Raw genomic sequence first — 12,032 nt, 5'->3', positions numbered from 1 at the left:
GGGCGCCCTCGTCGGGCGCCCTCCCCGCGGTGGTCGGCGCTGCGTGCTGATCGTTTCCGAGCGGCACGAGTTCCCAACCTCCCGTGCGGAATGTCGCCCCCGGGGAGGGGGCGCACCGGGACCGGTCAGGAGAAAGCACCCCGGCCGAAATGCGGTATCGGCCGTGTCGAACCGGCCCCTGAGGTCGGATCCGAGCCCGTCCGGTCCCGGGGCGCGGACACCGCTGCTCCCCGGCCGCTCACGCCCCGTGGCCGAGCCCGCCCGTCACCTCGGTCCCGCACCGGCCTCGGCCCCGGCCGGGAAGGGGTCCCGGGCCTCGACCGCGAGGCGGGTCTCCTCGGTCACGAGGTCCATGTTGATCTGGGCCCCCGCACCCGCGCCCGCCGCGGCCGAGGATCCGACCTGCGCGGCCGGATCGGTCACGTTGCCCGCCACCCACACCCCGGACACGCTCGTGCGCCCCGTGGGCTCGGCGGGGACGTACGTGCCGACCCCCATCGGGTGCTCCTCGGTCCGCAGCCCCAGGTCCGCGAGGAAGCCGGCGCGCGCCACCATCCGGGAGGAGACCGCCACGGCCTCGCGGCCAAAGACCGTGCCGTCGGCCAGCCGCACCCCCGTGAGGCGGTCCTCCTCGACCTCCAGGGCGGCCACCTCTCCGTCGACCACACAGATCCCGCGGGCGGCGAACTGCTCCGACTGCTCATCGGTCAGCGGCTGCGCGGTGTGGGAGAAGTACGTGACGTCCGCGCTCCACTGGCGGAACAGCAGCGCCTGGTGCACCGACATCGGCCCGACCGCCAGCACGCCGATGGCACGGTCGCGGATCTCCCAGCCGTGGCAGTACGGGCAGTGGACCACGTCGATGCCCCAGCGCTCCCGCAGACCGGGGATCCCGGGGAGCTCGTCCACCAGACCCGTGGTCACGAGCAGCCGGCGCGCCCGCACCGTCCGTCCGTCGGCGAGCGCCACCGCGAACCCGTCGCCCTCGCGGGCGACCGCGTCGACCCGGCCGGGCACCACGTGGCCGCCGTAGCGGCGCACGTCCGCCCGTCCCCGCTCCAGCAGATCGGCGGGCGCCGTCCCGTCCAGGGCCAGCAGCCCGTGCACCGCGTCGGCCGGGGCGTTGCGCGGCTCTCCCGCGTCGACCACCACCACCGACCGGCGCGCCCGCGCCAGCATCAGGGCGCCGCTCAGACCGGCCGCGCCGCCTCCGACGACGACCACGTCATAGCTGTTTCCCAACTGTTCGGCCACCATGACCACCTCCACGACCACCATGCGCGCACACCGGCCAGAACCACAAGTTCTGTTGCCGTTGTGGCAAAAAATGCGCGGGCGGAGTCCCGGTCCGGGGAAGGGTGCTGCCGGTCCGGCGCACGGGCGGAGGACCGCCGGCCGGGCAGGGGTCAGGAGGGCTCGAAGGAGTCCAGTGACTCGGCGCGCAGGTCGGCCTGGTCGTTCCACGAGGCCGCGGGGGTCACCCAGGCGACCGTGTAGTGCACGCCGGGCGCCACCGCGATGTTGCGGGACAGCAGGCGCCGCTCCTGGCCGTCGCCGTTCCAGGTGAACTCCCACTCGGCGACCGAGTGGAACCCGCTGCCGGCGGTGGCGTCCTCCAGCCGCACCCGCTCGTAGCCGGGCATGCGCCCCGACTCCTGGACGCCCCGCTCCAGCCCGACGACGTGCTGGTACTCGTCGTCGGTGGGGTGCTCGGCCATGTCGACCTGGAGGTAGCTGCCGTCGTGGGGGGAGTCGTAGAAGACGCTGGTCCCCGCGGTCCTGCGGATCCACCCGTCGGGCACCCCGATCCCGAAGCCCTGGTCCTCCTCGGTCCAGGTCGTCCCGTTCCCGGTGACGGACTCCCCTCCGCCCGCCTCCGGTTCGCCGTCCCCCTCCTGCTCGGAGGGCTCGCCGGTGGCGTCCGCCGCGCCGCCGTCCGCCTCAGAGCCCTGCTCCTCGCCGGAGGCGGCCGCGGTGGGGTCGGGCTCCCCGCCCCACGGGTCGAGCGCCACAAGGAGGGAGGCCGCCGCGACCAGCGCGGACAGCCCCAGGGTGAGCACCACGAACGGCCAGGACAGCCGCCCTCCGCTCCGCGGCGCCTTGGCCATCGGGACCGTCGGGCCGGGAGGGGGCCCGTGCGGCGGAGCGACCGGACGCGTCGGCTGCGCCGGGGGCGGCGCGAACGCGGCCGGGGGAGCCTGCGGGGCGGTCCCGAACCCGGTCGGGAGCGGCGCCGGCGCGGGCAGCGGCCCCGAGGGCGTGGGGCCCGCCGAGGAGGAGGTGAGGGCGGGGGAGGCCGTGAAACCCGTGCCGACGACGGCGCCGACCGCCTCGGCGGACAGCAGTTCCCGGCACCGGTCGGCGTCGATCCGCCTGGCCGGGTCCTTCACGAGGAGCCCTCGCACGGCCTGGCCCAGCGGCCCCCGCCCCAGGACGTCCGGGGGCTCCACGGAGGTGACGGCGTGCAGCGTCGCGGGGATGCCCTCCCGCCGGAAGGGCGAGATCCCGGTGGCCGTGTGGTACAGGGTCGCGCCGAGCGACCACAGGTCGCTCGCGGGGCTGGCCGGGCCCGTGCCCAGGCGCTCGGGGGCCAGGTAGGCGGGGGAGCCGAGCACCCCGGCCGTCTGGGTGACCGAGGCGGTGTCGGCGATGGTGGCGATCCCGAAGTCGGTGAGCACCACCCGCCCGGAGTCGGTCACCATCACGTTCTCGGGCTTGACGTCGCGGTGGGTGATGCCCTGCCCGTGCGCCGTGGTCAGGGCGCTGAGCAGGTCCAGGCCCCATGCCGCGGCCTCCCGGTGGTCGCGGGGGCCGTCGTCGCGGACCAGGGCGTGCAGGGAGCGCCCGGTGAGGAACTCCATGACGATCCACGGTCGCCCGTCGTCCTCGACGATGTCGTGCACGGTGACGATGTTGGGGTGGCCGCCCATCGCCGCGGCCTGCGCCTCGCGCCTGGCCCGGGCCGCCGTGCGCCCGCGTTCGGTCTCGTCCTGCCCCGGAGCCAGAAAGATCTCCTTGACGGCCACGGCGCGGTTGAGCCGTATGTCGTGCGCGCGCCAGACCCGTCCCATGCCGCCCCGGCCGATCTCGGCCAGCAGTCGGTAGCGCTCGCGCAGCGTGCGGTGCGGATCGGCGTCGGACCCCATCGGTCTCCCTCGTGGTACGGGGTCTGGCGACCTCGTGGACATCGGGGCGCGCGAGGGGCGCGGGACAGGGGCTTCCGCGCGTGCCGGGCGACCAGTCTAGTGAGACGGACCCGTACCGCCGAACCGAGCCGGGAGGCTCCGCGCCCCCGCCTCCGGCCTTCCGAAAAAATGTCGGTGCGAAGAGTTCCAGTTCAGGCGCCCGCGGGGTCACCGAGAATGCGCATTCCCGCCCGCGAACCACTTCTCCTGCGAAACAGGGGCCCCGCCGGCGTGTAATCTCCTGAACGTTCTGCCCGGCTTCGCCGAAAAATCACAGGAGTGCCGTCCGAATGTGGAGAGTTCTGTTCTATGTCACGCCGCTGACGTTGTCCGTGGCGATTCTGCTGCTCTTCGCGCTCTCCCTCGTGCTCGCGGCCGCCGCGGCCCGTTCGCAGGGCGCGTTCCCCCGGCACACGCGAAAGTTACTGGCGGCGACGGCGTCCGTCTACGTGCTGGTCCTGGTGATGCCGTTCTCCGGCGGCTCCCCGGCCGACCCCGGCCGATACGTCCACTGGAACCCCCTCGGCTTCGTGAACGAGATCGCGATGAACGAAGCCGAGGGGGAGAGCTTCGGCCAGTACCTCTCCGACGGCGCCCTCGCCCACTACAGCCCCGAGCAGCTCGCCGACCAGGAGAAAGAGGAGCTGCGGGGGGAGAAACCGGCCGACTTCTACGTCCACGGCGACCCCGATCGCGGTCTCTCCGTGGTCGACGGCGAGGGAAATGCGGTCACGCACGCCCAGGAGAACCTCGTCCTCACGGAACTCTCCGAGGGAATTGAGGCGGCGGGCGAGCCCGTGCAGTCCGCGACCCTGATCCTCGAGGAAAAGGCCATGAACGCGCTCCTTTTCGTCCCCCTGGGAATCCTGGCCTTCTTCGCCTTCTCCCCGTGGTGGGCCCGCCTGTTGTTCGGGCCGGCCCTTTCCGTGTCCGTCGAAACGCTTCAGTGGGCCTTGGGGGCGGACCGGGTCGCCGACACCGGGGACGTCCTCGCCAATTCCGCAGGATTCCTCGTCGGCGCCGGAATGGCCGCGGTATCTGCGGTGCTCCTCGCGCGACTTCCCAGGAAATCGGGAAGTCCGGTCGTGTGACCGGACCGGGCTCCCCGGGGCCCCGCCGACAGAGCCCCGGATCCCGGCACCCGCCCGGGGGTCGGCGCCGAGCGCCGGCCCCCGGGACCGTGGCTCAGTTCGGCAGTGTTGTGATAAAAAGTTAGGTGTGCCGAACTCTAGAGGTTGGTCCCCTTCAACATCCTGGTCGAGGGTGATCCCCGCCGCCGGGCTGGCCCTCGCCCTGCCCCTCACCGCCTGCTCCGCCGAGGCCGGCCAGACGCGGGACGACACACGGCCCCTGGTCCTGACCACGTTCACGGTCCTGGCCGACATGGTCGGCAACGTCGCGGGCGACCGGGTCGAGGTCGCCTCCCTCACCCGCCCCGGGGCCGAGATCCACGGCTACGAGCCCACCCCCGACGACCTCGTCCGGGGCCAGGACGCCGACCTGATCATGGAGAACGGCCTCGGTCTGGAGGCCTGGTTCCAGCAGTTCACCGAGCGCGTGGAGGCGCCCACCGCCCTGCTCAGCGAGGGCATCGAGACCATCCCCATCTCCTCGGGGGAGTACGAGGGCGAACCCAACCCCCACGCCTGGATGTCACCCGACAACGCCCTGGTCTACGTGGACAACATCCGTGACGCCCTCACCGAGCTGGACCCCGACGGCGAGGCCGCCTACGCCGAGGCCGCGGAGTCCTACAAGGCGGAGATCTCCGAGGTCGGCGACTACCTGGAAACCGAGCTCGCCGAGGTCCCGGAGGACGCCCGCGCCCTGGTGACCTGCGAGGGCGCCTTCTCCTACCTCGCCCGCGACGCGGGGCTGAGCGAGCGCTACCTGTGGCCGGTCAACGCCGAGACCGAGGGCACCCCCCAGCAGATCGCCTCCGTGACCGGCTTCGTCCGCGACAACGGCGTGCCCACCGTGTTCTGCGAGAGCACCGTCAACGACGGCACCCAGCGGTCCGTGGCCCGCGAGACCGGCGCCGAGATGGGCGGCACCCTCTACGTGGACTCCCTGTCGGAGGCCGACGGCCCCGTCCCCACCTACCTCGACCTGCTCCGGCACGACGCCGAGACGATCGTCGCCGGGCTGAGGGGGTGAGCGCCGTGTCCGCCTCCACCACGTCCTCCCCGGCGGTCCCCGCCATCGAGGTCTCCGGCGCCACCGTGCGCTACGGCGACGTCCTCGCCCTGGACGACGTCTCCCTGGAGGTCGCCCCGGGCCGTGTCTGCGGACTGCTCGGCACCAACGGCTCGGGCAAGTCCACCCTGTTCAAGACGGTCCTCGGGCTGGTCCCCGCCGACCACGGCCGCGTACGCGTCCTCGGCCGTACCAGCGCCGACGCGCGCAGGGCCGGAGCGGTGGGCTACGTGCCCCAGTCCGAACAGGTCGACTGGGCCTTCCCGGTGCGCGTACGCGACGTGGTGATGATGGGCCGCTACGGGCACATGGGGCGCCGCCGCCGGGCCCGGGCCGCCGACCGCGAGGCGGTCGAGCACGCCCTGGAACGCACCCACCTGTCCGACCTCGCCGACCGCCAGATCGGGGCCCTCTCCGGCGGCCAGCGCAAACGCGCCTTCGTCGCCCGCGCCATCGCCCAGGGCGCCGCCGTGCTGCTCCTCGACGAGCCCTTCGCGGGGGTCGACAAGCGCTCGGAGGCCACCATCGTCGAACTGCTCCGCGCGCTGCGCGGGGAGGGGCACACCCTGCTGGTCTCCACCCACGACCTCGCCCAGGTGCCCGTGCTGTGCGACGAGGCGGTCCTGCTCCAGCGCCGCGTCATCGCCCACGGCGCACCGGCCGAGGTCCTGCGCCCGGAGGTCCTCATGGAGGCCTTCGGCATCCACTCCGACGAGGAGGGCCCCGTATGGACGCGCTGATCACCGGCCTCACCGAGTGGTTCACGGTCCCCCTGCAGTTCGAGTTCGTCCGGCGCGCCCTGCTGGTAAGCGTGGTCGCCGGTGTCGTCTGCGCGGTCCTGTCCTGCTGGATGACGCTCGTGGGGTGGTCGCTGATGGGCGACGCCGTCTCCCACGCCGTCCTTCCCGGGGTGGTGCTGTCCTTCATGTTCGGCCTGCCCTTCGCAGTGGGCGCCCTGGTGTTCGGCGCCGGGTCCGTCGCCCTGATCGGGGTGGTCAACCGCACCTCCCGGGTCAAGGAGGACGCCGTCATCGGCGTCGTGTTCACCGCCATGTTCGCCCTGGGCCTGGTGCTCGTCTCACGGGTGCCCAGCCAGACCGACCTCGGCCACATCCTGTTCGGCAACGTGCTCGGGGTTTCCGACACCGACATCTGGCAGGTGCTGGTCCTGGCCGCCGTGGTCCTGGCCGTGGTCTGGTACAAGCACCGCGACCTCACCCTGTACGCCTTCGACCCCGTCCACGCGCACGCCCTGGGCATCAACCCGCGCCTGCTGGAGACCCTGCTGCTGGGCCTGCTCTCGGTCACCGTCGTCGTGGCGCTGCAAGCGGTCGGGATCATCCTGGTGGTGGCCATGGTGATCATCCCCGGGGCCACCGCCTACCTGCTCACCGACCGGTTCGAGCGCATGCTGCTCATCTCGGCGTCGATCGCGGTGGCGGCGGCGGTGGCCGGTGTGTTCACCAGCTTCCACCTCAACGTGTCCACCGGCGGGTCGATCGTCCTCGCCCAGGCGGCGGCGTTCACCCTGGCCTACCTCCTCTCGCCCCGGCAGGGCGTGCTCCGGCGCGGGCTCTCCGCCCGCCGCCGCCGGGCCCGCGGCCGCTCCTCCGTCACCGCCGCCCCCTAGGATTCGGTGGGCGCCGGCGGCGGGCCGGAAGCGCCGGGCGAGGGGTGGTCGGGACGCATGGCCGGGAACAGCGTGGTGGACGACGAGGCCGCCTTCTCCGCACTGGCCGAACGCCACCGGCACGAACTCCGCGTGCACTGCTACCGGATGCTCGGCTCCTTCACCGAGGCCGAGGACATGGTGCAGGAGACACTGCTCAAGGCCTGGAGCCGCCGCTCCACCTTCGAGGGGCGCTCCACGTTCCGGGCGTGGCTGTACAAGATCGCCACCAACACCTGCCTGGACGCCCTCGACCGGCGCCGCACCCGGGACAGGCCCGTGGCGGAGGGCACGGGGGCCTCACCCTTCTCCGAGGTCCCCTGGCTCCAGCCGTACCCGGACGAGCTCCTGGACCGGGCCGCGCCGCCCGAGGGGGAGCCGGAGGCGGCGGCCGTCGCCCGCGAGACCGTCGAACTGGCCTTCCTCGCCGCCATCCAGCACCTGCCGCCCCGCCAGCGGGCCGTCCTCATCCTGCGCGACGTCCTCGGCCGGCCCGCCGAGGAGACCGCGAGCACCCTGGAGGTGTCGGTCCCGGCGGTCAAGAGCGCCCTGCAGCGCGCCCGGGCGACCCTGCGCGCGGTCCTTCCCCGGCACAGGACGGACTGGGGTCCGGTCACGGCCCCCAGCGAGGAGGAGCGCGCCGTCCTGCGCCGCTACGTGGAGGCCTCCCGGGACGCCGACCCGGACGGGCTCGCCGCCCTGCTGCGCGAGGACGCGCGCCAGACGATGCCCCCCGCGTCGCTGGTCTACGAGGGCCGCGAGGCCATCCTGGACCTGTGGCGCCCGGTACTCTCCGGGAACCGGGCCTGGGGTGAGTGGATCGCGGTGCCCGTGTCCGCCAACCGCAGCCCCGCCGCCGCCAACTACGTGCGCATGCCGGGGGAGGCGGTCCATGCCGCCGTCAACCTCGACGTGCTGCGGATCGAGGGCGGCCTCGTCGCGGAGATCACCACGTTCGGCCCCGAGACCCTGCCCGCGTTCGGGCTCCCGCCCACCCTCTGACCCGGGGGAACGCGCTCCGGCCCGGCCGCGTGCGGAAAATTCGCCCGGGCGCCGATTCCTTCTCCCTCCCGGTCCGGTCGTACGGGTGGGGCAGACGCGGCGGCACCGTGCCGCCGCGCGCCCGACACGGAAGAGGACACGACATGAGCGCGTACGAGCAGGACCCCGCCGGCCCCGACGCCGCCCTGACCGCGCTGGACCGCCTCGTGGGCGCCTGGAGGGTGACCGGCGGGGCCGAGGGCACCGTCGTCTACCGCTGGATGGAGGGTCGGTACTTCCTCCTCCAGGACGTCGACCTCGTCCAGGACGGCAAGAGGGTCGTCGGCCTGGAGGTCATCGGGAGGGAGCGGGTCTTCGGGGCCGAGCGGCCCGGCGAGGACATCCGGTCGCGCTTCTACGACAGCCTGGGCAACACCTTCGACTACGTCTACGAACTGGCCGGGGACACCCTCACCATCTGGGCGGGGGAGAAGGGGTCGCCCGCCCGCTACACGGGCGTCTTCAGTGCCGACGGGACCACCGTGACCGGCCCGTGGACCTACCCGGGCGGCGGCGGCTACGACTCCACGATGGTCCGCGCCGGCTGAGCCGCGGGACGGGCCGGGACCGGACGGGGCGGAAGTGCTGCGCCGAGGAGCTCCCCCTCCCGGCCCGGGGACGCGGGGGAGGGCGCCGGCCGGCGCCCCGGAGCGGTCAGCCGGGGAGGACGCGTTCGACGAGTTCCTGCCAGCTGTCGGCGAGGGGGTCCTCGGCGTCCGGCTCCGGGGTCCGGGCGATCTCCTCCCTCGACAGGTACAGCATGAGCGGGCCCTCCAGCGCGCTGGTGAGCTGGAGGGCGAGGCCGTCCAGGTGGCGGCGGGGGACGTCCGTCCGGCCGAGCAGCATCCGGAAATGGGGCAGGGTCATGCTGACCTCGCCCATCGGTGCGGGCCGGTTGCGGTCCAGCGCGGCCCTGACGAGGGTGTGGTGGACGAACAGGTAGGCGATGCGGGCGCGCCCGTAGGCGATCAGGCGCTGCTTGGGCGCGGCGCCCGGTCCCAGCGGCGGCGGCCCCGAGAGGACCTGTTCCTGGAACCGCCCCTCGCTGTCGTCCAGGAGGGCGTTGAAGATGCCGGCGCGGCTGCCGAAGCGGCGGAAGACGGTGCCCTTGCCCACACCGGCGCGTTCGGCGAGGGCGTCCATGGTGACCTTCTCCGCGCCGTGCTCGGCGAGCATCGCCCGGGCCGCTTCCAGCAGGATCAGGCGGTTGCGCGCCGCGTCCGCGCGTTCGGGACGCGGTTTTCCGAAGGGCACGAGAGGGGCGTTCACAGGAAGGAAACTACACCACGTTCGCTAAGCGGGGTAAAGTCCGCTTATGCTGTGGCCACGGTCCGCACCGCGCGGATCCCTGCCGCCCTTCTGCAGAAACGGACCCCATGAACCTGTTCCGACTGGACGCCAGCATCCTCCCGAGCACCTCCGTGAGCTCCGAGATCGCCGACCGCGCCGAGGCCGAGTGGACCGCCGCCAACCCCGGGGGCACCGTGACCCGCCGCCACCTGGGCACCGACCCGCTGCCCTCCGACGCCTGGACCCTGGCCACCACGGCCGGCTTCGCGGCCGAGCCCGACCGCACCCCGGCCCAGCGCGGGGCGCTCGACCTGGCCGCGGCGCTGGGCGCCGAACTGGAGGGCGCCGACGCCGTGATCCTGGCCGTGCCGCTCTACAACTTCGGCGTCTCCCAGCACTTCAAGGCCTGGTCGGACCTGGTGATCGCGGGCGTGGGCGCCACCACCCCGTTGCTCAAGGGCACCCCGACCCTGCTGGTCACCACCCTCGGCGGCGGCTACGGACCGGGCACGCCCCGGGAGGGCTGGGACCACTCCACCCCCTACCTGGAGCGCGTCGTGGGCGACATCTGGCAGGCCGAGCTGACCCTGGTCAAGTGCGAGCTCACCCTCGCCGCCACGACGCCGGCGATGGAGGGGCTGAGGGAGATGGCCGCGCAGCAGCGCGCCGAGGCCCTGGACGCAGCCCGTGACGCCGGGCGCGCGCTCGCCCGGGCCTGAACCGGTGGAGCCGCTGTCCGCGGACAGGGTCACGCGGACAGCGGCTCGGCGGACGCACGGGTTCGGTGGCAGGTGCTCGGGCGGAGCGGCGGGGTCCGCCGCCCCCGACACCGCCGCCCCGACGCGGCCCGCACGGACGCGCGCATGCCGGGGAGGGGCCGGCCGCGCCCCGCGCTGTCGCGGCCCGGGCCGCTGCGCCGCCGACTGCGGCCCCGATGGCGACCACCCCCCGATGCGGACGAGGACGTGTCGGGCTCGCCCGAGGCCGGGGGCGGGCGGGTTCGCCCTCGAAGGCCCCGGGCCCGATGCCCCGGTGGAGCCCTAGGACTCCACGACGCTCCGGAGCGGCCGGGCCGCGGAGCGGGCCAGGACCTGGCGCTCGTAGTGGCGGGCGGCCCTGGCCCGGTTGCCGCAGGCGGTCCCGCACCACTGCTGGCGGCCGTGGGCCTGCACGAAGTAGCGCACGCAGCGCGGCGCGGTGCAGGCCCGCAGCCGCTCCCGGTCGGGGCCGTGCAGGAGGGCGATGGCGGAGCGGGCCAGCGCCGCCACCACCCGTGTGTCGCAGGCTCCCCCGCCGGACCGGAGTTCGACCACGGGCACGTCGCCCTCGTCCCAGCGCAGCCGCGGCACGACGGGCTCCCTGGCGGCCGCGGAGTTGAGCCGCTCCAGGGCCTGCTCGGCGGGCAGGAGCCGGTGGGCGTCGGCGGGACTGGGCGGCCCCGGGCGCACGGCCCGGGCGAGCAGCGCCCTGACGGCGCCGCGCAGCGCCAGGACCTGGTCCCGCAGGTCCTCGTCGGCGCCGGAGCCGAGGACCTGCGCCCCGGGCAGGAGGTCCGCCACCGACGCCAGCCAGCGCGCGGTGTCCGGAACGGTGTCCAGGTCGTCCGCGACGCCCCCCGAGCCGTCGTGGCGGATCGTGCTGGCCAGTTCGAGCGCCAGATGGCGTTGCATGGATTCCCCGTCCTCGTCCCGTTTGCCCGTCGCCTTGCCCACGAGCTAACGTTCTAACGCTTAAGGCTAACTTATCCGTTAGAAGTGCGGGGCGGGAACGTGCCCGCGAGAGGACGACCATGACGGTTCTGCTCGCCCACATCAGTGACCTGCACCTGGACGGGACCGACCGCGCCACCGAGCGCGCCACCCGGACCGTGGACTACCTGCGCGGACTCTCCCAGGCCCCCGACGCCCTCCTGGTCAGCGGGGACATCGCCGACCACGGCGCACGCGAGGAGTACGCGGAGGCGGCCGGCCTGCTGGACCTGCCCTTCCCGGTGCTGAGCTGCCCGGGCAACCACGACGACCGTGCGGCCTACCGCGAGGTGCTGCTGGGGGAACCCGCATCGGGCGAACCCGTCAACCGGGTGCACCACGTGGCGGGCGCGGCCGTGCTGGCCTGCGACTCCACGGTCCCCGGCGAGGACGGCGGCCACCTCGACGCGGCCACCCTGGTCTGGATCAACGACACGCTGAACGAGCTGCCCGGCGACACCCCCGCGCTGCTGGCCCTGCACCACCCGCCGGTGCGCGTCCACCACCCGCTGCCCGACTCCATGCGCCTGGACAACGCCGACGACCTCGCCGGGCTCCTGGCCGCCCATCCTCGGGTGGCCGGGATCCTGGTCGGGCACGCGCACACCGGCGGGGCGACGACCTTCGCCGGACGGCCCCTGCTGCTGGCGCCCGGGGTGACGTGGACCCTGCGCATGCCGTGGGAGGGCGAGCCCGCCTTCAACCGCGACCAGCCGCCCGGCGTGGCCTTCCACGTCCTGGAGGACCACCGGCTGACCACCCACTTCCGCGCGGTGGTCTGAACGCACGGCCGCACGGTGGGCCCGGCCCCGACGGGGCAGGGCCGGGCGGCCCTCGCGGGAACCGCCCCCTCGCCCCGGCGGACGCGCGCGCGGCCGGGGACGCCCGCCGGAGCCCGGCTCC

General features: G+C 74.0%; 12 protein-coding genes. 8 read left to right on the top strand and 4 right to left on the bottom strand.

The genetic code is table 11. The features are described 5' to 3' along the window. Window positions 1-264: 264 nt before the first annotated feature. Entirely contained in the window at window positions 265-1,278 is a 1,014-nt protein-coding gene (locus ACWGL3_RS26670; protein ID WP_267950016.1) for an NAD(P)/FAD-dependent oxidoreductase, read from the bottom strand. 128 nt (window positions 1,279-1,406) lie between these two features. Continuing rightward, complete coding sequence (locus ACWGL3_RS26665; protein ID WP_267950015.1) at window positions 1,407-3,146, bottom strand: serine/threonine-protein kinase; 1,740 nt, start codon at window positions 3,144-3,146, stop codon at window positions 1,407-1,409. Window positions 3,147-3,517: 371 nt separating this feature from the next. On the opposite strand from ACWGL3_RS26665, the gene ACWGL3_RS26660 reads away from it, so the two are divergent. From ACWGL3_RS26660 to ACWGL3_RS26635, 6 genes are all read left to right on the top strand, one after another. Continuing rightward, window positions 3,518-4,276, top strand: coding sequence for a VanZ family protein (locus tag ACWGL3_RS26660; protein WP_452461925.1), 759 nt, complete (start codon window positions 3,518-3,520; stop codon window positions 4,274-4,276). A 172-nt stretch (window positions 4,277-4,448) separates the two neighbouring features. After that, window positions 4,449-5,342, top strand: coding sequence for a metal ABC transporter substrate-binding protein (locus ACWGL3_RS26655; RefSeq protein WP_452461924.1), 894 nt, complete (start codon window positions 4,449-4,451; stop codon window positions 5,340-5,342). 5 nt (window positions 5,343-5,347) lie between these two features. Then, window positions 5,348-6,121, top strand: coding sequence for a metal ABC transporter ATP-binding protein (locus tag ACWGL3_RS26650; protein WP_267950013.1), 774 nt, complete (start codon window positions 5,348-5,350; stop codon window positions 6,119-6,121). Further along, on the top strand, window positions 6,109-7,011 hold the full coding sequence (locus ACWGL3_RS26645; protein ID WP_267950012.1) for a metal ABC transporter permease: 903 nt from the start codon (window positions 6,109-6,111) through the stop codon (window positions 7,009-7,011). Before ACWGL3_RS26650 ends, ACWGL3_RS26645 begins: the two co-directional genes overlap by 13 nt. Window positions 7,012-7,068: 57 nt before the next feature. After that, a complete protein-coding gene (locus tag ACWGL3_RS26640) occupies window positions 7,069-8,052 on the top strand; it encodes an RNA polymerase subunit sigma-70 (protein ID WP_452461923.1) in 984 nt (327 codons plus the stop codon). Between the two features lie 143 nt (window positions 8,053-8,195). Next, window positions 8,196-8,639, top strand: coding sequence for a hypothetical protein (locus tag ACWGL3_RS26635; protein WP_452461922.1), 444 nt, complete (start codon window positions 8,196-8,198; stop codon window positions 8,637-8,639). Between the two features lie 106 nt (window positions 8,640-8,745). On the opposite strand, the gene ACWGL3_RS26630 is transcribed toward ACWGL3_RS26635, so the two are convergent. Then, window positions 8,746-9,360, bottom strand: a complete 615-nt coding sequence (locus ACWGL3_RS26630; RefSeq protein WP_267950009.1) for a TetR/AcrR family transcriptional regulator — start codon at window positions 9,358-9,360, stop codon at window positions 8,746-8,748. 107 nt (window positions 9,361-9,467) lie between these two features. Here ACWGL3_RS26630 and ACWGL3_RS26625 point away from each other — a divergent pair, with 107 nt between their 5' ends. Next, the gene (locus ACWGL3_RS26625; RefSeq protein ID WP_344175857.1) at window positions 9,468-10,100 is read left to right on the top strand and encodes an FMN-dependent NADH-azoreductase; all 633 of its coding nucleotides are present in this window, start codon (window positions 9,468-9,470) and stop codon (window positions 10,098-10,100) included. Window positions 10,101-10,421: 321 nt separating this feature from the next. On the opposite strand, the gene ACWGL3_RS26620 is transcribed toward ACWGL3_RS26625, so the two are convergent. Then, a complete protein-coding gene (locus ACWGL3_RS26620; protein ID WP_267950007.1) occupies window positions 10,422-11,051 on the bottom strand; it encodes a CGNR zinc finger domain-containing protein in 630 nt (209 codons plus the stop codon). 119 nt (window positions 11,052-11,170) lie between these two features. Here ACWGL3_RS26620 and ACWGL3_RS26615 point away from each other — a divergent pair, with 119 nt between their 5' ends. Next, on the top strand, window positions 11,171-11,911 hold the full coding sequence (locus tag ACWGL3_RS26615; RefSeq protein WP_452461921.1) for a metallophosphoesterase: 741 nt from the start codon (window positions 11,171-11,173) through the stop codon (window positions 11,909-11,911). The last annotated feature ends 121 nt before the right edge of the window (window positions 11,912-12,032 follow it).

This window comes from Nocardiopsis sp. NPDC055824 (genome assembly GCF_053616335.1).
Note: the sequence above shows the minus strand (reverse complement) of the source record. Positions and strands in the feature narration are given on the sequence as shown.